The sequence below is a fragment of the Xenorhabdus yunnanensis genome (assembly GCF_028598805.1).
In the GTDB taxonomy this organism is placed as follows: Bacteria; Pseudomonadota; Gammaproteobacteria; order Enterobacterales; family Enterobacteriaceae; genus Xenorhabdus; species Xenorhabdus yunnanensis.
In genome coordinates this window covers 1-24,600 of record NZ_JAQRFI010000005.1, presented here as the reverse complement: position 1 = coordinate 24,600, position 24,600 = coordinate 1, and the positions used below count along the sequence as shown (strand labels likewise).

The window sequence follows — 24,600 nt, the reverse complement described above, 5'->3', positions numbered from 1 at the left end:
GTTTTACCTTAATCTATTGGCAGGATCACAGCCTTTAATACAATCGCAGGTAATTACAGGATACATTTTTTTACGGAACAGAGAGAATTTTTCGCCATGCCAAATATCGTGCAGTGAATTTTCCAAAACATTGCCCATAATATATTGTTCTGGGTTTGGTCGATACATTGTAGTATCACAAGGATAAACATTGCCCGTTACAGCATCAATAAATAACGTTGTCAGCGGAATGGCACATGCTTTTTTGCTGGAAGCATTATAATGGCCCATTTCCGCGCGCTGATAGTCCTCCTCATTACGACCGAAAATTTCGTAATTGGCATCCATGAATAAATGGCGTGGAATTTGTTTGCTTTCCAGTAGGGAGTTAATATTCTGCATAAATAAATTAATTTGAACAGTATTCAAGAACAATAGAGGATAATCTTTGATCGGAATAAGATTAACGCCATCAACATTCAGTTCGGCCATTTTAAGTAGAAATTTATCAATGGTATCGTAATTCAATGAAGTAACGACATGATTGACAACAATAACAGAACCTGGTATCTCCTGCTTAATATATTGCATTGCATCATAAAGATTATTGGTTAACCAACGAATACCACGTGAATCACCATTTTTTTCAGGCTCCACATGATCGATTGAAATGTAAAACTTTCTGACAAGATGGCTCTTGCTTTGTACACGATTGAAGATCTTTTTTGATAAAGCAGTTCCATTTGTTGTGATGGAAATCGGGGTGTTTTTATTACAATCTAAAATTGCCAGAAAATCTTTTGATAAGAAAGCTTCTCCACCATGAATGTTGACTTCCTGCGGTGAAAGTGTTTCTAATTCTTGCCAAAGTTTAATCATATCTATTTTTTTGTGTGCATCAACTTGGGCGGTTTTCCATACATCGCAAAATTCGCAACTTGCATTACAAATATTATTCATACGTATAAAGGCATAATTAAGTTTAGGCGCAGCAAAAAGATTTTCCGGATCAAGACCGATAGGGTATTTCGCAATGGCGATTGTTTCTTCCATATTGTTTTCCATGTATTGATAAACCTGAATGTGATAGGTCTTGTTATTAATAAAAAATAGAACAAATTAATGTAGTGATTTTTTATTTTTTAGATTTGCGACTCTACAGGAGTTTTGCATGTAATCAATATCAAAAATAAACACTTGTAGTGTTAATATTTGTAAATATCACTTTATCTTGAAAAATAAGAGAATGTTTATTCGTGTTGTTTATTTTGTAGTGGTTTTATAACAGTATTTATTACATTAATTGGGAAAGTGATTTCGTCATGTCATTAGGGGCATCATTGCCCCTGCGAAATGACTTTTTAGCGAGGTTCTTGTTCACTAATTTGCTTAGTTAAACTAACAAATTCAGGTAGTAATTCGATGAGCAATCCTATTTGCTGTAACACAAGTTGAATTTTACTGTTACTTTCAGAAGGTGCCAGATTGATTTTTTCCACCAAATGGTTCACTGCAAATTGCAGTGCATCACTATTCATTTCGCCTTGTTTTAAGGTGAAATGTTTTAAGGTGGACTGTTTTAAGGTGAACTGTTTTAAGGTGGATTCAATGTAACAGATTGCATCATTAAGAATATCCAATATTGCTGGATCATTGAGTTTATCGCGATGGGCACCCAATGCGGAAATGTAGCTTAACATGGTGTGATTGAGGCACAGTAAGCGAAAAGCGGCTTCTTGAGAAATGCGATAGTTTTTTGGCTCCGATGCCATATTTGAAATTACTGATGCCAATTCGGCATCACAATTATGGGCTTGACGACGGGCGATCCGATAATTCAGGCTATTGCTCTTGCCCTGATGGTATTGCGTTACAATCGCGCCGAGATAGCGGCAATTGGCTCCCATTGTTCGGGTAATCACCTGAGGTAATTGACGGAATTTCCAATCAGGCCAGATGAAACTAACGGCAAGTAAAGCAATACCACAGCCTATTAACGTATCAATGATTCTTGGTAGTGCTACTTCAAATCCTTCACCTAATAAATTGAAACTCAGTAATACCAGCAAAGTGATAAATAGCGTTGCATGTGCATATTGGCTATTGCGAAAAACAAAGAACAGCATGCCAGAAATAACAATCAACACTAATTGACCTTCAATGGAAGGGACAAAATAGAGAATTGGCAGGCCAATCAGAATTCCCGCCAGTGTGCCAATAACACGCAAAGCCAGACGGCGACGTGTGGCACTATAGTTTGGCTGGCAGACAAATAAACTGGTTAGCAAGATCCAATAACCGCGTTGCAAATCAAATAGCTGAATAATGGCATAACCAGTACACAGCAAGGCAGTCATGCGAATAGCATGGCGGAAGAGGGCAGATTTTGGTGTCAAGTTACTTCGAATCCTAAACCATATATCACGCCAGCCAGTTAAAGCTTCCTCAGATAACTGTGTTTCTTCTTGTTTATCTTTTGAAGAGGTGTTTTGGGAAAGAAGATATTGATCCGAACCTAGCCCTGCTAATTGGGCATCAATGGCCCGTAAATTTTTCAACAAATTATCAAATGCCATAATTTTAGCATCAGTACCTTGTTGATTTTTCAAACGCTCAATAGAGCTTTCAAGGTAGCTGAATGCGTTTTCAAAACGTGGATTATGTTGATATTGCTTACGCAGGACGATAGTTTGTGAAACTTGTTCACATGCTCTGGCTTGCATGGAAAGCAGTCGCTGAACGCGGAACATAATATCACTGTGGCGAAATACTTCTCTTAGTTTTTGATACCGAACATGGGATGAACTGGCATGCTCATGGATATCTTGAGCTACAAAATAATAATGCAACGTATGGCGAGTACCCCGTTGCCCTCTATCTCCTTTCAAACGACTTAACAAAGAACTCTTGGTCTGATTGAGCGTTGCGACTAACACACTGTTCGCCATGGCAACATCAAACACAGATTGTTTATATTCCTCGGTCTCAGAGTCGGGATCAAACAGGCTTGTTTTGGCATAGAGATACGCTGAAAGCTGCTGATAACAGCGGGCTAAATTTTCTTGCAAGGGGCGAATAGGAAATAGTAAATGGCCTGTTAATGTCAGCAAGTTATACCAGATTGCCCCAATGAGCAGTAATAAAGGCTGTTGGTACCAGATAGGGAATATTGACGAACCGAGCATGGTATAAATAGCAATCAACAAAGCGCCAAAGGCGATGGTCGCGTAACGTTGCCCCAATGCACCAAGCAAGATAAAGCCACAAGTGGATACAGCCAAACCAAGCATAAAAAGCCATGGATAAGGAAACAATAGGGTAATAGACGCGGAAGCGATAAAGAAAGAAATTAAGGTAATGGTGAGATTGCGCAGACGCCCGACCAAGCGGTCATCTAAATCTGTTAATGCTGCTGCAACGACACCTAATAGCAGTGGAATTGTTATTTTAAGTTCTTCCCCTAATAACCAAGGGATAAGAGTGGTTCCTGTTAGTGCAATGAATATACGGATATAATAGAGGGTGTGACTGTTATACAGGAAATGGCGGGAGCTGGATAAAACCGTTAGCACAAAATACCCCTAACAACATTTACGTGATGAAGTAGTTCAACAATTTTCAGGTACGGTGCCACGACAATGGAACTAAAATCAACGCAAATCGGCCAACGCCTCGCTCAACACCCTTATAATCGGGTACGTCTACTTAATGCTGGCATTGAAGTCAGTGGTGATAGACACCAGTACCTTATTCCATTTAATCAATTAATTGGTATTCAGTGTAAGCGAGGGATTGTCTGGGGGGAACTGGAATTTGAATTACCAGAAGGAAAAGTGGTTCGTCTGCATGGTACTGAATGGCAGCAAACACAGCGTTTTTATCATTACTTATTAAAGGAATGGCAAACGTGGAGCCTCGACATGAGTGATGTCAGTGCTGATGCCTTGGCGGCTCAATTGAATGAAATAGTTAAAATCAAACAACAAAATCGTTGGCTGAAAACCGCAGATTTAGCTTCTGTGCAGCAGCAAATCCAAGAAACATTTCAGGCTTTACCTTTACCATTACAACGAATTGCACAATTTGAAAATTGTCGTGACGATTATAAGACCTGTCTGGATTGGTTGGATAATGGTGAAAAAACAATTCAAACTCTGAACCAGCAATGGATTGATCACATATTGGTGCAATATGGACAATTTTTCCAGACAATAGAAACATCACCACTTAATCGTTCTCAGTGTCAGGCGGTTATTAATGGTGAACAGAACATTCTGGTATTGGCTGGTGCGGGTAGCGGAAAAACTTCTGTTTTGGTTGCTCGTGCTGGATGGTTATTGTTACGCCAACAAGCACTTCCTGAACAAATTTTGCTGCTTGCTTTTGGTCGTCAGGCTGCTGACGAAATGAATGAACGTATTCAGGCACGTTTGGAAACAAAAGAAATAAAAGCAAAAACATTTCATGCTTTGGCATTGCATATTATTCAGCAAGGCAGCAATAAGTCACCGAAGATTAGCGCGCTGGAAACTGATGCTCAAAAACGCTGGGATTTTCTCATTCAAGAATGGCAAAAACAGTGTGGAGAGAAAAAAGCGCAGGCTAAAGGTTGGCGGGAATGGTTGAACGAAGAATTGGATTGGCAACTGCCGGAAGGTGAATATTGGCATGATAAGTCATTGGCGGCTCGTTTATCAATTCGTTTGGAGCGTTGGCTAGAGTTAATTCGTATGCATGGCGGTAGCCAAAAAGAGATGATTGAGCAGGCTCCTGCTACTTATATCGATGTATTTCAGAAACGTTTACGGCTTATGGCACCTTTGCTGAAAGCTTGGAAATCGGCATTGAAGTCTGAGGGCGCAGTTGACTTTTCTGGTTTAATCCATCAGGCAGTAAATATTTTACAGAAAGGTCGATTTATCAGTCCGTGGAAACATATTTTGGTGGATGAATTTCAAGATATTTCACCATTGAGATCGAAGTTATTAACAGCACTGAAAGCACAAAATAAGCAAAGCCATTTATTTGCTGTGGGAGATGATTGGCAGGCAATCTATTGTTTTAGTGGTGCTGAATTAACATTAACGACAGCATTTGCAACCTATTTTGGGAAAGGAGCTGAATGTGCATTGGATACGACTTATCGTTTCAATGATCGTATCGGGGAAATCGCCAACCGATTTGTACAGCAAAATCCTCATCAATTAACCAAGCCACTCGATAGCCTGACAAAAGGCAATAAAAAATCGGTGGTGATTTTATCGGAAGAGCAGTTGGAAGCGCTGCTGAATAAAATGAGTGGCTATGTTACCAAACAGGAAACCATTTTATTATTGGCTCGTTATCATCATCTCAAATCAGAATTATTGAAAAAAGCGTCTACGCGCTGGCCGAATTTGAAAATTGAATTTATGACAATTCATGCATCTAAAGGGCAACAAGCAGATTATGTCATTATTTTGGGGTTGCAGCAGGGAAAAGACGGTTTTCCAGCACCAGAGAGGGAATCCGTGATGGAACAGGTTTTGTTGCCACAACCTGAAGATTTCCCTGATGCGGAAGAGCGTCGCCTTCTATATGTCGCGTTGACGCGAGCGAAAAAGCAGGTTTGGTTAATGCAGGAGCCGAAAAAACCATCGATTTTCATTCATCAGTTGGTGCAATTGGGAGTATCGGTTCAGCGTAAGCCTTAAGCGTAACTCTTATTAGAATAGGGAGAGTTAATTTCTCCCTAATGATTGTCGATGGAATCATTCTAATCTTTCATTGAGTAATGGTTTATACCCAATAAGCCGCAGATTGCAGTGCAGGCAGTGAAAAACACAAGTTGAAAGACAAATGGCACAGGATAGTATAAGGGGGTTAAATGAGTGATCAATATAGAGCGGATATACTGGAAAAGGTTAAAACCATAGCATTAGTCGGAGCGAGTGAGAAAACAGATCGTCCAAGTTATAAGGTAATGAAATACTTACTGAATCAGGGATACAAAGTTATTCCTGTCAGCCCTAAACTGTCAGGGCAAACTTTATTGAACCAGTCCGTTGTAGGCCAATTATCTGATATTAAACAACCGATTGATATGGTTGATGTATTTCGCAATGTAGAAGCTGCTTATGGTATTGCAGAGGAAGCTATTGCCATTAGCGCTAAAGTACTTTGGTTACAAAAAGGAATTATCAATGAAGAAGCCAAATTACTGGCAGAAAAGGCAGGGCTAGACGTTGTGATGGATCGTTGTCCCAAAATTGAAATCCCGCGTTTGGGAATGGAAAAGTAAACAAGGCGGCGATTTTTTATTCACCACCTCACGGTTATGATTAGAATATAAGCATTTAATTTCGTCGTCTCGGAGCTTGAAATTGACTGCGGATAGCTTCAGCCAACTCATCCAGAGAAGATTGTTCTGGATGGTCATCTGATGTTTCGTAAGTCAATTGAGCTTCTGCTAAATAGGTCTGGACGGGTTGTCCATCGTCACCTTCCATTACAACGTGGTACCACGGCGCTGAACGTAAGGTAGCATTAGATGCAATATCATTTTCCTGCGGCTGTTCTGAAGAATATTCAGCATCAATATCTACAATAACACCCAAATAACCCAGCAACCTATGTCGTACTTGCTGGCCGATACCGAATTTGCTGGCGATCATCATAGTCACCTCCAAAGAAACCTTGCAATGACTCTTATATAAGGACAGTAAGGTAAATTTCAAGCGCACACCCGGTAACCGGAATTTCTGCATGATTTTTGAAACCAAGATGGCATGTGATCGCCACCTCATATTTTTAGGTTAGCTGTTGCGTATATAAAATACAATACCAAAAGTGGGTTTAACATTTCAAAGTTCTTACCACTTAATTAGGGAGGAATGCAACAATGACTGAATATAACATTACTATTTATGTTTACGGAAGGGTGCAGGGCGTTGGATTCCGTTATCACACCTACCGTTGGGCAAATAAGAACCAGCTGGTGGGATATGTCCGCAATATGAATGATGGAAGCGTCAAAATTGTTGCTTGCGGCAATGACGCACAAATCAAAATGTTAATACATTGGCTAGAGCAGGGAGGGCCGCCGAGTGCCAAAATAGAACATTTCCAATCTCAGTTTTGTGAAGCAGAAGAGATGAGTGATTTTAGCATCCGCCATTAGCGACGGATGAATAAGTCAAATACATTTGACTGGCTTAGGAAGGCCAGCAATTTTTGTTGCCTGCTTTGCAGGCCCTTTAGGAAATAGGCGATAGAGATAACGGCTATTTCCTTTCTCCTCACCATATTTTTGAGAGATCGCTTTGACTAACATACGAATAGCGGGTGAAGTATTAAATTCTTCATAGAATTCACGTACAAAACGTATAACTTCCCAATGCTGTTCGGTTAAAGTAATCGCTTCCTGCTCGGCAATGATAGGAACTATGGCTTCTTGCCAATCACTATAATTTTTTAGATAACCCTGTGCATCGGTTTCGATCTCACGACCTTCAAATACCAACATAACTTTTTTACCATCCAATAACGATGGCTGCAATTTAGCAAAAATCACCTCTATTCCCAAGAAAGATTACTAAAAATGCTGAATAAATAGACCAATAGACAGTGTCGTGAATAAATTAACGGCAGTTGAACAGATAAATGCTTTACATTGATAACAGTGATGTTTATAGTGCTCGACATCGCGGAGGGGTGGCCGAGCGGCTGAAGGCAGCGGTCTTGAAAACCGCCGATGGGAAACCATCCGAGAGTTCGAATCTCTCCTCCTCCGCCATCTACACTTCTAGCAGCATCTCTTAAAGTCTACTTTTCCCAGTAAAATCAACGAAAACTCCCAAATAAAGCTCTACTAACGTCTACTGGCATCTATTGCAATGTACCCCAGTCAGGGGGTATATATAGGGGTAACTTTCTGTACCCCCTAAAAAAATACCCCCGTTACTGTGAGGGGCAAGGATGCTAGAAATATGAAACTAACAGCCCGACAAGTTGAAACAGTAAAACCCCAAAATAAAGATTTTAAGCTATCGGATGGCGGCGGTTTATATCTGCTGGTAAAGACAACCGGTTCTAAATACTGGCGACTGAAATACAGAATTGCAGGAAAAGAAAAGTTACTCGCTATTGGTACTTTTCCGCTTATTACGTTGGCAGAGGCCAGAAGAAAACGTGATGAAGCCAAGAAACTGATAGCCGAAGGTATTGATCCCAACCAAGATAAAAAACAAAAGAAATTGGCAGCTCAGGGAGAAATCAGTAATACCTTTGAAAGCATTGCGCGTGAATGGTACGAGGGAAGAAAAGACAGGTGGTCTGTTGGTTATCGTGAAGATATGATGGACGCATTCGAAAAAGACGTTTTCCCTTATATTGGTCATCGCCCGATTGCTGAAATAAAACCCCTCGAATTATTAGACCTCCTTTCTATTATGGAAAAGAGAGGCGTCACCGATAAATTAAAGAAAGTTCGCCAACGCTGTGGTGAAGTTTGGACATATGCAATTATTACTGGCAGGGCAGAATATAACCCAGCTCCAGATTTAGCGAGTGCTTTTATCCCTCATCAACGCGAACACTACGCTCACCTTTCAGTAGATGAATTACCTGAATTTCTCCGTTCCATTGATAAATATATGGGAAGTCAGATAGTCAGAACGTCTTTGCGAATGCTGATATTAACGGGTGTTCGTCCGGGAGAACTTCGTAAAGCTGAATGGTCAGAGATTAATTTAGATAAGGCTGTTTGGACAATTCCAGCCGAAAAAATGAAAATGCGCCGCACTCATGTAGTGCCACTATCAGAGCAAGTTATCGATTTATTGAAGCAGATTCAGCCTATCAGCGGCAGTTATCAGTATGTTTTCCCAAGCCGGACAGATTACAGAAAGCATATATCTGATATGGCAATCAATACTATGATCCGCCGCATGGGATATTCAGGGCGGGCGACAGGTCACGGATTCCGGCACACCATGAGTACCATTCTGCATGATCAAGATTTCAACACGGCATGGGTTGAAAAACAGCTTGCGCACGTCGATAAAAACAGCATCCGAGGTACATACAACCACGCTCAATATTTGGATGGCCGTAGGGAAATGCTGCAATGGTACGCCGACTATATGGAGATGCTGGAACAAGGCGAAAATGTGCTGATCGGAAAATTTGGCAAAAGGGCATAAAGATAGAGATTTTTTAAGAAAAGTAACATAAAAAGCAACGCCCCAGAGTGCTGTAACACATCTGAGGCGTCTGACCAATAACCGTTAATTGGAGTAACGATGATGGCTGATACACAGTCTAACCAAACTCATCCTAAATTTACATCTTCAGATAAAACAGACGAACAAAAAACACTCGATTTTATCCAAGCAGTAAAAAAATCCGCCATGTATCACTGGGAAAATCTGCTACCTGCCTGTGGTATTGATATTCCCGAAAAGGGTAAACATGGCGCTTGCTCTGTCTGTGGTGGCACTGACCGTTTCCACTTTATCGACGATCACCATCACGGCAACTGGCATTGCCGCCAGTGTGACGCTCCGAACTATGGTGATGGATTGGATTTAGTGGCTAAAACCAAAGAGATCTCAATTTTTGACGCTGCAAAAATTATTGCAGATGCGTTGGCATTGCCTTTGCCAGAACACAAATCAGCCAAAACGCTGACTAGGAACGCTAAGCCAATTGCTGAACGTATCGCGGCACTGGTTGCGACTGCTGTTACGGGTGAATCTCAATATCTGGTGAAAAAGGGACTGCAATGCCCCAATCAGCGGTTATTAAAAGATGGTTCTTTGTTGCTGAACACTCAAATGCTGGATGGCACAATCACGGGCGCACAGACCATCAAGCCGAATGGCGAAAAACGCCTTGTTGCAGGTACACAGAAAAAAGGCAGTTTTATCCCTGTATCTGAGATTACCGGAACTCTGGACACAATCATCATTACCGAAGGTTATGCTACAGCTTTAACTGTCAGTCAACTACATAAAGGCGTGGTATTGGCAGCGATTGATGAAAGTAACCTATTGATTGTTGCCAAGCAGGTTAGAGAGCAGTACCCAAATTCCAGAATCATAATTGCCGCCGATAACGACTGGCACGAACCGGAAGAACGAGACAAAAACGGTAGACTGAAAAAGAATATCGGCAAGGTTGCAGCAGAGAAAACAGCCAAAGCGATCAGCGGATGGGTAACGCTACCGCCTACGGAATTAAAAGCTGATTGGGATGATTATCGCCAGCAACACGGTGTGGAAATAGCACAACAAGCCTTTGCTCAGGGGCTTTATCAACCAGCATTAACCAAGAAAAAAGAAGCTATTCAATCCAATGATGCTGAGTCATCTAAGTTGACATTATGCCAAATGGGAGCCAGCCAGCGCGGGGAAGTATTGCTGACACGTTATAACGGTGATTTAGCACTGGATGGTGCTTCAGAAACCGTTCATCACTATGACGGTATTGTCTGGCGTCCGGTCAGTGACCGTGATTTAAGGCGGGAAATGGTGGCTGCTTTTATGGAAGGGAAACTACCGTATTCACCGCATGGTATTAGTTCAGCCGTAGACGCTTTGAAATTACAACTTCCCATGATGCAGCCTCCAGAACGTCACTTAATCGGATTCAATAATGGTGTTTTTGACCTGAAAACGTGCCAGTTTCGGCCTCACCGCAAAAATGATTGTCTATTGCTTGCCAATGACGTTGAATTCAATTCCCCTGTTTCGTGGGAAACTCTGCAAGATCACGCACCACAATTCTGGCGCTGGCTCAATCAAGCAACTGCCAACTGTGAAAGCAAAGCATATAGAGTACTAGCGGCGCTGTTTATGGTGCTGGCGAACCGTTATGACTGGCAACTTTTTCTGGAAGTCACCGGAGCCGGAGGCAGTGGCAAAAGTATCTTTGCCGAAATTTGTTCCATGCTAGCAGGTAAAGGCAATACCGTTTCCGCAAGTATGGCAGCACTGGAAAACCCACGAGAACGGGCGTTGATTGTCGGCTATTCGCTGATTATCCTGCCAGACCAAACTCGCTATGTGGGTGATGGTTCAGGAATCAAGGCGATTACTGGCGGCGATGAAGTTGCTATTGATCCAAAGCACAAACAACCCTATTCAACCCGTATTCCCGCTGTTGTACTGGCAGTGAACAATAATGCCATGAGTTTCAGTGATCGCAGTGGTGGAGTATCGCGGCGTCGGGTGATTTTTAATTTTTCCGAAATCGTGCCGGAAAATGAACGTGATCCGCTCCTGCGGGATAAAATTGCGGCAGAATTGCCCGTGATTATCCGGCATTTGCTGCATCGATTTGCTGATCCACAATCAGCAAGGCGTTTACTGGCAGAGCAGCAGAAATCTGCGGAGGCGCTGGATATCAAACGCGGCACAGATCCATTGATCGATTTTTGCGGTTATCTCATTGCTTCCCATGAACCTGATGGCTTGTTAATCGGCAATGCGGAAATTATGCCGTTCAATCCTCGTAAGTACCTTTATCACACCTATCTTGCTTATATGAAAGGCAATAACCTGAATAAACCTGTTTCCGTGACTCGCTTCGGTATGGATATGCCGGGCGCACTAGCAGAATACAGCCAGCAATATTTACGCAAGAAAAGCAAACAGGGAATTCGTAGCAATCTGAGCCTGAATTTTGATACTGCTATCGAATGGATGCCGAAACTGACAAGGAATAGCCAGCCAGAAGAATAATTTTTTCTGATTTCAGGTATTTTTCAAAGAAATATAAAAAAGTGTTCACCACTGTTCACCTTATAATTTAAATAAGATATATCAATGTATTATAGGGTGAATAGTTATTTTAAAACTGTTCACAACTATTCATCACTGTTCACCTTTTTTCTGGTTGGAGGTGAACGGTTGGGTGAAGAGTAATGAAGAGTTTAATTTCAACTCATCACCCTTTAACGGTATGAATTTAAATAAAATTATTCAAAGGTGAACAGGGTGAACAGTTTTATCCATAATTCTTTAATAGGGAGGGGGTAGGTAAAAATGTTTTCTCTGGCAGGTGATCTTTTAGCTCTCCGAGTTACCGGGCTAATGCATTAACCCGGTAGCTTGGAGAAGACAAGCGTAGCGCGTCAGTGTGGGTTTGAACTACTACATCTAAATCATTGGAAATTACCTTTAGCCTGATTTTGGACAAGAAGAGTTAGTTGTACCAATGTGATTACCAAATAGACTCGATCTGGAATCATTTATGATTTAAATGAAACCTAACCAGATAGGCGGCTTTGTGCCAGAAGCGAACGTTACCAATTCTACGGATTATTAATAATGCGGGGTAGTAACAGTTAACAGGGATGTGTTAAATAATTACTCTACATGATTATTCATATTGATAGTTAATTTAACCTAAAAGTGGTTGTGGAAAAATATTGGTTGCGTACAAATCACAAGTCAGGGCAAGTGGTTGACGAGGAACAACACTCTGTGATGATCTGTAAATCGGAGTGATTTAGTGTGCAGTATCTAGATATTCTTGTAAAAAGGATGTGCTGCGTTAAGGATTAATAGAGAATTTGTGTAATCTGCAATAGTAAGAAAACCTAAAGTTAGTGCTCAAAATGTGCTGTTAAATCCATGAACTCAATGATAATGTTAATTTATATTTTATAATGTGTGTGGGGGATGCAGTGGGTAAAAAGGAGATGTTTAGTAAGTTACTGGAAAATTTAAAAGTAGACCTGAAACAGGCCAAGAAGATCAGCTACCACTATAGGAAAATCACCAAATCGCTGAACCTTGCAATCCGAGGAACCGACTCTCGTGTAGCAAATAGGTTAAAGGTCGGTTCTATCGGCAGACATACAGCCATCAAGGGAATTTCAGATCTTGATATGCTCTATATTATGCCAGCCAGTCAATATGAATACTATAACAGTAGGGAAAACGGTCAGTCTAACTTACTCAGCGATGTCAGGAAAATACTGGCTGAAGAGTATCCTGATCAGACAGTAAAAAAAGACAGGCTAGTAGTTCAGGTAATATTTAAAAATTTCCAAATAGAAGTTCAGCCCGTATTCAGGCAGGCAGATGGAGGTTTCAAATATCCTGAAAGTTACTATGGTGGCTCTTGGAAGTTTACTAAACCTGTCGAAGAAATAGCTGCGATGACTGTTTTTACTCGCGATAAATCAAAGAATCTGCGTAAGTTATGTAAAATGGTCAGGGCATGGAAGAACAGGAATGGTGTCAACATGGGGGGCTTGCTTATAGATACGTTGGCCTACAGGTTTCTCGATTCAACTTCAAAATATGATAGTACGGGGAGTGGTAGCCTAGGGGAGTTGGCGAGAGATTTTTTTGAATTTTTATCAAATGAAGAAAGAAAAGAACGATATCATGCCCTCGGAAGTGGTCAGCACGTAAGGGTAAAATCGCCTTGGTTTGGTCGCGCGGCTGCTGATGCTTACTCGCTTTGCTGTGATGCTATAGATTCAGAGGGCGCAGATAGTGAAAACGATAAGTGGCGAAAAGTTTTTGGTAGAGCATTTCCTAGACGTAAAGCCGTTACGCTCGAAGCATTTAATGGGATTGAATCTCTTGCGACAGATAGTTCAGGTTGGGACGATACAGAAGAGTTCATCGAAGATAGATATCCGATTGATATAAAACACCATATTGATCTTGATTGTACAGTGACACAGGACGGATTCCAGACGCAAAGCCTCAGAAATATGCTGCTAAAAAGGTTCAGACTTTCTCCGAAAAAGAGTTTGCTGTTCAAAATTGACATATCTTCTATAACCGTGGAAGAGCCTTATAGTGTGTTATGGAAGGTGCTTAACGTTGGTGATGAAGCACAGCGAAGAAATCTGATAAGGGGGCAACTCCTTCCGGATAATGGCTCCCGAACCAAAAAAGAATCAACCGATTTCCATGGCGACCATATCGTAGAATGCTATGTGATTAAAAATGAGGTCGTAGTTGGTCGAGCCCAAATCGAAGTACCCATTAACTGAGGTTTACATGACACAGACAGAGATGTTAAAGGTAATTGCGCGTTACGGGTATAATGTAGGTTTTGGGGCTAAAAAAAATTTTGCCACCTACGATATAATTTGTAAAGCTTCCGGCTGGATTAGCTTTATATCACTTGCAATTGGTATTTTGGCACTTTTTATACCACAACTTGCTACGAATATAATTTCTGCAATTTTAATCCTTTTCGGTGTTGCGACAATGTATATTCAGTTCTATGATTCAGAAAAGAAAAATTATGAGTCTGCAGGAATTGAACAGACTAAGATTTTTAACGAACTTGAGGTGATTTATCGGAATGTTAGATCAGCTACAAATTTTGACTATGATAAGACTCAGGAAGAAGTTAATTCACTCATGACAAAATTTTACAATACAACGATCAGCAAACAGATATTTGGTAGTAATTGGTATGCACATTATAAATTTTTTTGTGAACTTGAGAAAGACTGGGTTGAAGATGAGCTAAAACTGACGATCAAAGACAAGATACTATTTTCCTTTTGTTTTTTTGTTGGATTAATTATTCTTACCACGATTGTTTTTTTTACGTTTAGATAACACAGTTCCATGCAGTTGGCATCCTTATATTTTAAGGAGATCTAACTATATTTTTTTATTCTTGCTCACTAAATTATATCATTCGCTAAATTCAGGAAGCAATAAATACATCATATTATTTTTGGCAGACTCAATTGTTGATACCTCAAGCATACAGAATGGTCATTTTCCAGTAGTTAGATTTTGAATAAAAAGTGAGACAGTAAATATTTCAGGATATTTTTGTTGCTAAAAGAATAACGTTTTCATTAATAAATGAAACGGTAAATCTTGTATTTCTAAAAATATTACAGCGAGATATTCTATATTTCCTTAACTCTGGCATTAGAGTAGTCCGGCAGGTATGACGTACATGTGTGAATGTATATATTTCTCGCATAGCTGCCCGAGATTTTTTGTGTGGGCAGCATCGTGCCACGAAACAGGCGTTGCAAGCACCGCTGTGTATTAATCAATGGGAAAACAAATCACGACCAGAAGTATGGCCTATAAAGAGTCGCTTATATACAGAGCGAGAGCTGTCCAAGCTCTATATAAGTGTTCGATTCCCTTCGTCTTCTCACCTCTACCAATTTCCATCGAATTAAATTTTTATCTTGATAAATCAGGGAGTTTAGCATTTTATTGGTCAGTCAAACTCAATGGGGCACCCTTGGAGCAACGCGAATGTAGGGATTCTATGAAGGGATGAATTTCCCACCTGATGTGAAAAAGCCTCATTTAAAGGAAGGATATCCGTGAAACTGTATGAAAATGTGGTAATTGGAAATTTTCTCTATGGTCTAGGTGTATCCATAGGCGGGCGTCTGAAATCCGGTTATATCCCTGGCGCTGTGGGCCTGCTACAGCAGACTCCCGAAGATACAGCACTGGGTGATGTTTTGATTGCCTTTCCCGGCACATTACGTCTTATCGAGTTTAAAGCGAAAGGAAATTACTCCACTAAAGAGGTGGAGCGATACCAGAAACTATCGGTTATCCTGCAAAGGAAGCCGCAGATGGAAATAATCTCCCGTCGGGTGCACTGGTATGTGGAAACTGCTCCATCACGATTAAGTGGTGTTGAAACCTTTTTTTCTCCTTATCTTGACGCCTTTGACACGAAAATTCATAAGCGGCAGCCTTACGCACTGGAAAGATTCATCAACTCAGTGGTCGATGATGCAATTTCTCAGCGGGACCATGAGCGACCACAGATTGAAAAGGATTATCTAAAACTGGTGCGCTGGTGCCAGGGGGTGGAAGAAACTGGGGCAGGGGCGCTAATAGTTATTGTAGGCTCCGGTGGGTCTATGGAGTTCGTTGCCCTGGAAGATTTGATGGAACTTAATATGTCTTACGGACAATGGATGACGTACCAGCATGATAAGGAGATAAGGCGCACAAAGGCACTGGAGATGGAAGTTAAAGAGAAAATTTTGAAGAAAGAGCGAGGATGGAATTATGAGCGATAGCAGGGAAAAGCATCTGACGGATCATGATGTTCAGTTGTTTTTTGAAGCGGCTAATACGTTATTGAAGGCGGCGAGAGGCGACGGAGAAAAGTCCCGGGAAGCAACGGTGGTTTTGGCTTCTTTCACCAAAAAGGTTGATGCTCGCCTTCGGAATTTGGAAAACGACGTTACTCGCAGCATAAGTGAGTCGGTGGAAACCACCGCGAACCGGACGGCGGAACTGCTAAGTGTAAAGTTTAAGGAAGCAGACAAGGCGGCAGAAAAAGCGGCAAATTTATATCAGGAAGCCGAGAAAAAACTTAATTTTCGATCCTGGTTCTATTTCGTGGGTGCTCAAGTGGGGTTTGTGCTGCTGGTGTCGGTGCTTATGATGATACTGGTGCCATCAATGGATGAGATTCAGCAACGCCGAGCAGAACTGACCAATCTTGATAAGCAACTGGAGGTAGGAAAATTACGCTGGTCGATATGTGGAGACAAGAAAGAAAAATGTCTGCGCATGGATGAACGTGAGGGCGGAGCCTGGAAAAGTGACGATGGCAGCATTTGGCGCATTCCCTGGAAAGAGTAATGTGTATTAGCTCAGATTTGAGCGAACCCTTTTAGGGCTAAGGGCCATATGTGAAGTTTCGAGGGCTGGCCTAAGAAATCAATTGCCCTAGTCTTCTAAAGTGGCTTCATTATTTCAGATGTCATGTCAGCTTCTCGCTCATAGTTGCCAGAAATTCTTTGTGTGGGCAGCCCTGTGCCAGAAGCAGACATAGCTAAAATCACGGTATGTTAACAAATGGGGGGCAGGTCCGGACGACGATTAAAGCTTTCTACCAGAAAGATGTGAAGTATGAGGCTTACCAGTGGCACTGAATCAAGAGACCTAGATCGTCTACTGGGAGGGCCAACCAATATATTTACTTACTTTTCATGTACCATATGTGGTAATTTTGGAAAAGAAATTTACTAAATAAAACATTTAGATATCACTTCTGCATGGAGGGTATGGTGGTAGAGGAAATAAAACAGGGTCTTGGCTCTACGCTTAGCGAATTATCTGTGCCTACCCCCTGGCCGGGCGCTAATGCTCGGTTGCTTGGGTTGGGTGTAGGGCTACCTATCGCACCTCTTGTGCGTCTGGCGCAATTCAGTGCTGCCGAATTTGAACGTTTCACACTCGAATGGGCATCTGATTACCTTGCCAAGCAGCAATATGTAAATGAAGTACAGCAGCGTGGCGGTGCTGGGGATAAGGGACGGGACATAGTTGTATGGCTTGACCCAGTAGATGTTTTACCTCGACGATGGTACCTGTATCAATGCAAGCATTATGATGCCAATCTAGGGCTTCCAAAGGCTGGTGTCGAAATCGCAAAAGTTATTTTTTATACTTTTTCCGGGGACTACACAGCACCTGAAGAATACTATTTTGTTACACACAAAGGTGTCACATCACCATTTCAAGATCTTCTTGACACTCCAGAAAAACTCAAACAGGCAATTCTTTCCGGGTGGACGACTTATGCCAAAGCGATCACATCAAAACATGATATCCCCCTGACAATCGAGCTCCGAAGCTACATCGAAACATTTGATTTCAGTATTTTTCGTGCAAAGCAGCCACATGATTTACTCGAAGAACATAGAAAAACCTCATTTCATCTCACGATCTTTGGCGCACCTCTAATTGAACGCGATCCGCCCGAAGCCCCTCCATCAGCAGTCGATCCTATAGAAACCGTATATATTCAGCAGCTTTACGCCGTCATTAGCAATGATATAGCAAACCCAGTTCGGACTTTCTCTGATTTTGAAAACAGTATTAGCCATGTAAAACTTTTCGAACGTTCTCGAATTACCTTTTATTGTGCGGAAGGGTTGAAGGAGCTTGCTAGAGATCAAATGGCTAATCAAACATTTTTTAATACCTTGCTGGGTGAATTTAATGATGGGCTGTATTACACATACTCAGATCACGAAGGGACGCCATTAGTCCGTCTGAAAAGTACTGTAAAGGCTGCACAAACTTTACAACTTGGTGCGCATCCGCTTGCTGTTCACGTCACGAGTAAAGACCGTGAAGGGATTTGCCATCAATTGGCCAACGATAAGGTGATTGACTGGTGCAACCCATAATTGAAATTTCAGAAATAGAGAGACACTTTGAAGAAAGGCCTTTTAACTCACCCTTAGAGTATGGTTTTCGTGCACTCTTCATATTATACGCAGCTGGTAATATGGCTATGGATCTACAAAGAATCGTATCTTATGACTACCTCCTTGTGCATACCAGCGACGTACAAGGTGGGCCTAAGAGTCTTCACCCAGCGGTTCCTCATCGGGGGGCAGAGCTTCTTGTGAAGCGTAGTTCAATACAAGCAGGGCTTAATTTGATGCTCTCGAGGGAATTGATCGAGGCTGTCTTTTCTCCCGAAGGAATTCTGTATCAGGCTTCCGAGTTAACTGGAAGGTTTGTGCAGCTCTTAGCGTCCCCTTATGCAAATGAGCTTGCAGAACGAGCCTTATGGGTAACAAAACAGTTTCGTCACTTCTCAAATGACGAGCTTGCTTCATTTATGACACAAAATGTGGGCCGATGGGGCTCTGAATTTGACCGATTGACCGCAATAGACTTATTGGAATTGTGAAAATGCTTAGGATAAGAAAAATTCTTTTGCGCGGAAGTGGCGTTCAAGATGCTTATGTGGATTTCGATAGTGGCGCGAACATTCTGGCGGGGGAATCGGAAACCGGCAAAAGCTATCTTATTAGCTGCTTAGACTATATCCTTGGTGCTGAAAAGCTTAAAAAAAAGCCTAAAGAGGCAATCTCTTACACACATCTTTTTGTTGAGTTTGAAAATTCCAAAAACGAGGTGCTAACCCTAACTCGTGCGTTGGATGGCGGCAAACTAGTGGCTCATTACTTCCCAATCCGCGGCATTGATGGAAAAGGCGAGACGATAGCACCTGTCCGTAAAGGCAAGAGTCAGAGACCTGACGTTACCTCAATACTTTTCCCATTCGCAGGAATTAAGGAGGCTAAGTTGCGCAAGAATGCTCGTGGCGCAACGCAACGCCTTTCTATCCGTACACTTGCGCCCCTATTCCTAGTCGATGAAGTATCCATCATCGACGAATACTCGCCAGTAACCGGTCGCACCAGTTTTGACGATACCGCTCGAAAACGCATGTTCTCGTATATTCTCACTGGCATAGACGATGCTGGAATTGTAACCGAGGAAAAAACTGAAATCATAAAAGCACGGCTGCAAGCGAAACTTGAGGTTGTGCAAGAGATGCTTCAGCCGCTTGAAGAACGCTTTGGAGCTAGTTCGGAAAGCCTCCAGTCTGATCCGGAATATGACGATGAGCTTGATGATATGATTGCGAGATTGACCGAAGAGGTCGAAAAAGCAACAGCCAATATTTCCCGTTTACACGAGGAAATGCAGGTAGCAACAGCGCTTACGTTAAAAGCTGAATCTCAATTGTTGGGTGTGACTGAAATCCAATTGAGATATAGCCTGCTCGAAGAACGATACCACTCCGACCTAAGACGGTTGGACTTTCTTACGGAAGGAGCTCACTACTTTGAGTCTCTTCAAGAGGTTCCTTGCTCTCTCTGCGGACAAAATATAACTCTCCACCATTACCACAGTGAAAGAACGCAGATGCTGATGAACAGCGATGAAATTCGGCGTTCTGCAACAGCGGAAGCTGCAAAGATTCATGCGTATCTAGCTGACCTCCAAAAAGCAATTGGTAGTCTCGACCAAAGAAAAGTAGAGCTGGAACAAGAAAAAAACAATGCTCAGACCGAACTTACTATTCTACAGGGAAATCTCACCCGTAACTTGACGCCTCTACTTACCCACACCGCAGAACACCTCGAAAAAAAGCTCGAGTACCGGGCCGAAAGAGACGCTGAGTATACTGATTTCCAAAGATGGGGGGAACTGCATAAGCTCCAAAGAGATCTCCAAAAATCGCTTACCGAAAGCAACCAAACAAAACTGGAATGGGGAGGACTGTCTTCCCAATCACTGACTGACCTTTGCAGAGAGATAGAAGCAATTTTGACCGAGTGGAAATGGAGTTCCAAGCCTCGAGTTTCCTTTGATGAGAAAGAATACGACATTGTTGTTGACGGTCAACCTCGGCAGTCACACGGCAAGGGGGTTCGAGCAATACTCTATTCGGCCTTTATCATTGGACTCTTAAAGTACTGTGTTAACAATGGGCGACCGCACCCTGGGATAGTGGTAATCGACTCGCCACTGACCAGTTACAAGAAGAAAGAGGCGGCCAAGGTATCGGGCTCAGACGAACCAATTTCCGCGGGTGTCGAAGCCGGATTCTGGCATTCACTAGCCCAATTACCAGATACCATACAAGTAATTGTTATTGAAAACAAAGAACCGCCAGCTTCAATTATCACAGAAGTTCATTACGAATGGTTTGCGGGTGAATATGCCGAGGCCGAAGAACGCGCAGCACTGATTCCAGTGCCCGGCGAAAATTCAGCAATCTCGTAAGAGGAGACCGATGTTTTTGAAAAATATGTTCTAAGTTTTTCGTATGAAGTCGTTGATAATCCCCCTATTGGTTGAGCAATGTGTATGATGATGACTTTTGAGACTCGATATTTTTCACAGTCATCATCATCGTTCATTGCCCACTCCACCAATCAACAAAGAGACATTACCACGGTAGATTCTCTGCTTAACTACGTGCTGAACAGAGTGATTTTTCCTTAAGAACGTTAGATCATCTTAAAAGGGTACTTCATGTGGGTTACACCAAAAAATCTATTTTAGAACAGTACGATATGGAAACCATTTTGTTGGTGTAAAACTGCCTCTGGGGTAATGAGATACTCTTTCTGTAAGCCTCTTGATTAAACGAATCATCCACTTTCAGAGCATTCTGTGTTCCTGTAAAGTCAATTTCTATTCCTCGCTCATAGTCGGCCGTCAAGTTTAATCGCACCCTACCATAATAGCGTCAGGTCAAATCGCGGCTAATACAAGTTATATTTGATAGATTAGATTCCAATTAATCCATAACATAATTTGTTGACCCTACTCACCACAGCCGCTAATATTCCATGTACACTAATGATCCATCGCCTGTCAGGATCGCCTTCGGGTGGCGAAACAAAACTCTCGTAGCCTGAAAGAGAGAGCATAATTGCGGTACATCTGCACACTTTTGGAAGCAGATATTGCCAAGACACCTAAACCATCGTCTGGCAATGAAGGTCTCTTAAACTAATAGATAACCCAAAAGGATATCTATCTTGTTACCAAAGTGTATTGAACGTGGGTTCATACACTGGCGTTTCAAAGCAACATAAATCCTATTTATCTTCAATGAGCAAAGGGATAGCTTTTGCGCATCCGTACATACTCTTATCTATCTCTGTTTGAATTATTCAACAGACAGTTTTTCTACAGCTAATCCATTAACATGACTACCGTTTGACATTTAACCTTACGGCGTTTTGCGATGTCTGCTGGCATTTCAACGCTGGCATAACCTCTGCCGATTGTTCGCGGAACTCAAGGCGTCACTTTTTGCCGGTTTACCGCTGAAAGTGACGCCGTAGCCAAAGAGCAACACAACTCTGACAGGCTCTGGACTGATTAACCACCCTGTGAATCTGACACTGCATTTTATAGATTGAAAAAGGAGAACTTGACGATATCGAGGCTGGCTTTTAGCCGGTGGGGATGACCTGTTAATACAGGCGGCAGTACTGAGTACTCAACCGATACCCCGCAATACCTCAACTTGCGTTCACTCTGGCGCACAAATATCGATCAAGGGCAAGGCAGACATTTTTTGTTTTGTCCGAATTGTCGCGCGCCAGAGATTGCATGTTGTCAGGTATAAGTAAAAAAAATTGATGGGCTGGTTGATTGAAGAATTAAGCATTCGGAATGTTGAGAGTGTTTATAGTCGTTAAACTTAGCCGTTCGGTTATTGAGTCCGATAATACAATCAGTTAAAGTATTCCCGCCATTGGCACAATCCAATGGTCAAGGCGTCGCGGCCTTGTGTTCACAGACACTGGTAAGAAGTTTTACCAGTGTGCCTGCATTCGCCCTTTCAATGGTGATTCAGGCGGGGGAGGCTATGCCTCGCTGGTGTGAACCCAGTCCGCGAACCCTGTCTGAATCGCCACCATCAATATTAATTAATGGAAGGGGTAGCAGGAATGAATAACAATGTTAAAAATGACTGGCATCAAGCCGATATTATTGCTGCGTTACGTAAACGAGGTACAACTTTAGCGGCTGTCTCTCGTGAGTCGGGACTCAGTTCATCTACACTAGCAAACACTCTCAGTCGTCCCTGGCCTAAAGGCGAATGGATAATCGCAGATTATCTCGGTATACATCCCTCTGAAATCTGGCCTAGCCGTTACTTTGATATGTATGGTCGGTTAATTGAACGTAAGGTTCGCGATAAACCACAGGAATAACCCGTTTTAATTTGTGATCTAGTTCTTAAAAATGATAAATGTTTATATGAAGCCTTGAGCGTGAAATGGCAGCCAAATTTGACCATTTCCAAATCTCATGGCTTTTTTGCTTTAACGTGATGATTAAAAAGTTATAAATCTAATTTCCACGTAAAATCTACCAGACTTGATGTAGCAAAATAATGTGGGGGTACAACTGGGGGTATGTGATTTTTTTAATAAAATTAATTTATTAAATATTAATATGTTAACATACCAGTATTGTGCTCTCCTCCAGATAAATCAAGCCTTAGCGCAAAATCTCAATATCCCAAAGTCTACTACCATCTTCCTAAATCTCTACAATTTGTTGTATAGTTTTTTGTATAGAATTTCTCTCTACAATTTTTCTATACAATATTGGTGATTTATGAAGCTGACGGATCTGGCTATCAAACGAGCCAAACCAAAAGAAAAATCATACACGCTGGCAGATGGTAACGGGCTATCTTTGTTGGTTGATACCAATGGCTCAAAAGGTTGGCGATACCGCTATCAGTTCGCTGGTAAAACTAAAATGATATCGTTAGGTATCTATCCAGTGGTAACACTTACTGAGGCCAGAACCAAACGCGATGAAGCAAGAAAGCTGGTGGCTAATGGTATTAACCCCAGTGAAGCCAGAAAAGCAGAGAAAACGGCAGCTATTAACCAAACAGAAAACACATTTAAGAATATAGCGCTTGAATGGTATAACGGGCGCAAAGACAGATGGTCGGTTGGTTATCGTGAAGATATGATGGACGCATTTGAAAAAGACGTTTTCCCTTATATTGGTGAGCGTCCAATTGTTGATATTAAACCGATGGAATTACTCGAAGTGCTTTCTATCATGGAAAAGCGCGGAGCAACAGAGAAATTAAAGAAAGTTCGCCAGCGCTGCGGTGAAGTTTGGACATATGCAATCATTACTGGTAGAGCAGAATATAACCCCGCACCAGATTTGGCGAGAGCCTTTATTCCTCATCAGCGCGAACACTACGCTCACCTTTCAGTAGATGAATTACCTGAATTTCTCCGTTCTATTGATAAATATAGCCAAATCATATTAATATGACATAATACCTAAACCCTAGACGACAAGGCATAACACGAGATGGGCTACAGTTTAGATTTTCGAAAGAGAGTACTGGCATACAAAGACAAGCATTCGTTGACTTTCGAACAAACGAGTGCCCATTTTGAAATCTCCATGCGCACCTTGTTTCGGTGGTGCAATAAGATAGAACCTTGCATGACCCGCGATAAACCCGCCACAAAAATCCCTGATGCGGTGCTCATTGCGGATGTCCAAAACTTTCCCGATGACTATCAATGGGAAAGAGCAAAACGTTTAGGTGTCTCACAATCGGCTATTCATTACGCCTTGAAACGGCTTCGGATCACCCATAAAAAAAACGTTAAAACACCCTCGCGCTGCTCTTCAGGCTCGTCAGGCATTTATCGAGCGCATCAGCGACTATGAACGGACTGGCAGGCCGATTGTGTATTTGGATGAAAGTGGTTTTGCTCAGTCGATGCCACGTCAACATATAGCAGAATCATATTAATATGGCATAATATCTGGATTCAACTGACAAGGAATAAAGTAAGATGGGCTACAGTTTGGATTTTCGCAAGCGAGTACTGGCATACAAAGACAAGCATTCGTTGACTTTCGAACAAACCAGTGCCCATTTTGACATTTCTATGCGTACCTTATTTCGGTGGAGTCATAAAATAGCGCCTTGTATGACCCGTGATAAACCGCCCACGAAAATCAGTGATGAGGCGCGCATTATGGATGTCAAAAATTACCCCGATGACTATCAATGGGAAAGGGCAAAACGCTTAGGCGTTGCACAGTCTGCTATCCATTACGCCTTGAAACAGCTTACGATTACTGTCAAAAAAAACGCTAAGACCTCCCAACGCTGATGCCCAGATCCGTCAGGCATTTGTCGAGCGCATTCACCATGATGAACAGGCGGGAAAACCGATTGTTTATCTCGATGAAAGCGGCTTTGCGCAATCTATGCCCCGTACACACGGCTATTCGACAAAAGGATGGCGCTGCTTCGGTACACACG

General features: G+C 42.0%; 20 protein-coding genes, 1 tRNA gene and 1 pseudogene. 18 read left to right on the top strand and 4 right to left on the bottom strand.

All coding sequences use genetic code 11. From position 1 onward, the window contains the following. Positions 1 to 3 precede the first annotated feature (3 nt). Positions 4 to 1,032 (bottom strand): radical SAM protein, encoded by a 1,029-nt coding sequence (locus PSI23_RS03385; protein WP_273553753.1) that lies wholly within the window; start codon positions 1,030 to 1,032, stop codon positions 4 to 6. Positions 1,033 to 1,340: 308 nt separating this feature from the next. After that, positions 1,341 to 3,551: a YccS family putative transporter gene (yccS, locus tag PSI23_RS03380; RefSeq protein ID WP_273553752.1), complete on the bottom strand. Its 2,211-nt coding sequence runs from the start codon at positions 3,549 to 3,551 to the stop codon at positions 1,341 to 1,343. Positions 3,552 to 3,617: 66 nt separating this feature from the next. Here yccS and helD point away from each other — a divergent pair, with 66 nt between their 5' ends. Next, on the top strand, positions 3,618 to 5,672 hold the full coding sequence (gene helD, locus PSI23_RS03375) for a DNA helicase IV (protein ID WP_273553751.1): 2,055 nt from the start codon (positions 3,618 to 3,620) through the stop codon (positions 5,670 to 5,672). 173 nt (positions 5,673 to 5,845) lie between these two features. Then, complete coding sequence (locus tag PSI23_RS03370; RefSeq protein ID WP_273553750.1) at positions 5,846 to 6,259, top strand: CoA-binding protein; 414 nt, start codon at positions 5,846 to 5,848, stop codon at positions 6,257 to 6,259. Between the two features lie 55 nt (positions 6,260 to 6,314). Here the strand turns inward: PSI23_RS03370 and hspQ are convergent, their stop codons facing one another. After that, on the bottom strand, positions 6,315 to 6,635 hold the full coding sequence (gene hspQ, locus PSI23_RS03365; protein ID WP_273553749.1) for a heat shock protein HspQ: 321 nt from the start codon (positions 6,633 to 6,635) through the stop codon (positions 6,315 to 6,317). A 224-nt stretch (positions 6,636 to 6,859) separates the two neighbouring features. Here hspQ and yccX point away from each other — a divergent pair, with 224 nt between their 5' ends. Further along, a complete protein-coding gene (yccX, locus tag PSI23_RS03360; protein WP_273553748.1) occupies positions 6,860 to 7,138 on the top strand; it encodes an acylphosphatase in 279 nt (92 codons plus the stop codon). 15 nt (positions 7,139 to 7,153) lie between these two features. On the opposite strand, the gene tusE is transcribed toward yccX, so the two are convergent. Next, positions 7,154 to 7,483 carry a sulfurtransferase TusE gene (gene tusE / locus PSI23_RS03355; RefSeq protein WP_273553829.1) on the bottom strand — a complete coding sequence of 110 codons (330 nt, stop codon included), beginning with the start codon at positions 7,481 to 7,483 and terminating at the stop codon, positions 7,154 to 7,156. 182 nt (positions 7,484 to 7,665) lie between these two features. On the opposite strand from tusE, the gene PSI23_RS03350 reads away from it, so the two are divergent. The 15 genes and pseudogenes from PSI23_RS03350 (at position 7,666) to PSI23_RS03280 (ending at position 24,448) form a co-directional block, all read left to right on the top strand. After that, positions 7,666 to 7,753 (top strand) — tRNA-Ser (locus PSI23_RS03350). Positions 7,754 to 7,946: 193 nt separating this feature from the next. After that, a complete protein-coding gene (locus PSI23_RS03345; protein ID WP_273553747.1) occupies positions 7,947 to 9,161 on the top strand; it encodes a tyrosine-type recombinase/integrase in 1,215 nt (404 codons plus the stop codon). 102 nt (positions 9,162 to 9,263) lie between these two features. After that, positions 9,264 to 11,702 (top strand): toprim domain-containing protein, encoded by a 2,439-nt coding sequence (locus tag PSI23_RS03340; protein WP_273553828.1) that lies wholly within the window; start codon positions 9,264 to 9,266, stop codon positions 11,700 to 11,702. A gap of 962 nt (positions 11,703 to 12,664) precedes the next feature. Further along, complete coding sequence (locus PSI23_RS03335) at positions 12,665 to 13,978, top strand: nucleotide-binding domain-containing protein (RefSeq protein ID WP_444876144.1); 1,314 nt, start codon at positions 12,665 to 12,667, stop codon at positions 13,976 to 13,978. Between the two features lie 7 nt (positions 13,979 to 13,985). Next, a complete protein-coding gene (locus PSI23_RS03330; RefSeq protein WP_273553745.1) occupies positions 13,986 to 14,558 on the top strand; it encodes an SLATT domain-containing protein in 573 nt (190 codons plus the stop codon). Positions 14,559 to 15,295: 737 nt separating this feature from the next. After that, entirely contained in the window at positions 15,296 to 16,012 is a 717-nt protein-coding gene (locus PSI23_RS03325; RefSeq protein WP_273553744.1) for a hypothetical protein, read from the top strand. Beyond that, complete coding sequence (locus PSI23_RS03320) at positions 16,002 to 16,583, top strand: hypothetical protein (RefSeq protein ID WP_273553743.1); 582 nt, start codon at positions 16,002 to 16,004, stop codon at positions 16,581 to 16,583. Before PSI23_RS03325 ends, PSI23_RS03320 begins: the two co-directional genes overlap by 11 nt. A gap of 425 nt (positions 16,584 to 17,008) precedes the next feature. After that, the gene (locus PSI23_RS03315; protein WP_273553742.1) at positions 17,009 to 18,139 is read left to right on the top strand and encodes an ABC-three component system protein; all 1,131 of its coding nucleotides are present in this window, start codon (positions 17,009 to 17,011) and stop codon (positions 18,137 to 18,139) included. After that, positions 18,127 to 18,651, top strand: coding sequence for an ABC-three component system middle component 2 (locus PSI23_RS03310; RefSeq protein WP_273553741.1), 525 nt, complete (start codon positions 18,127 to 18,129; stop codon positions 18,649 to 18,651). Before PSI23_RS03315 ends, PSI23_RS03310 begins: the two co-directional genes overlap by 13 nt. A 2-nt stretch (positions 18,652 to 18,653) precedes the next feature. Further along, positions 18,654 to 20,540, top strand: a complete 1,887-nt coding sequence (locus PSI23_RS03305) for an AAA family ATPase (protein WP_273553740.1) — start codon at positions 18,654 to 18,656, stop codon at positions 20,538 to 20,540. A 1,450-nt stretch (positions 20,541 to 21,990) separates the two neighbouring features. After that, a complete protein-coding gene (locus PSI23_RS03300; protein ID WP_143187370.1) occupies positions 21,991 to 22,233 on the top strand; it encodes a hypothetical protein in 243 nt (80 codons plus the stop codon). Beyond that, entirely contained in the window at positions 22,226 to 22,492 is a 267-nt protein-coding gene (locus PSI23_RS03295) for a helix-turn-helix domain-containing protein (RefSeq protein WP_038209717.1), read from the top strand. The genes PSI23_RS03300 and PSI23_RS03295 overlap by 8 nt, the downstream gene beginning before the upstream one ends. A gap of 409 nt (positions 22,493 to 22,901) precedes the next feature. After that, a pseudogene (locus PSI23_RS03290) lies at positions 22,902 to 23,579 on the top strand (tyrosine-type recombinase/integrase); the annotation flags it as partial. 48 nt (positions 23,580 to 23,627) lie between these two features. Beyond that, positions 23,628 to 23,996 carry an IS630 transposase-related protein gene (locus tag PSI23_RS03285; protein WP_273553400.1) on the top strand — a complete coding sequence of 123 codons (369 nt, stop codon included), beginning with the start codon at positions 23,628 to 23,630 and terminating at the stop codon, positions 23,994 to 23,996. Between the two features lie 128 nt (positions 23,997 to 24,124). After that, the gene (locus tag PSI23_RS03280; protein WP_273553739.1) at positions 24,125 to 24,448 is read left to right on the top strand and encodes an IS630 transposase-related protein; all 324 of its coding nucleotides are present in this window, start codon (positions 24,125 to 24,127) and stop codon (positions 24,446 to 24,448) included. The last annotated feature ends 152 nt before the right edge of the window (positions 24,449 to 24,600 follow it).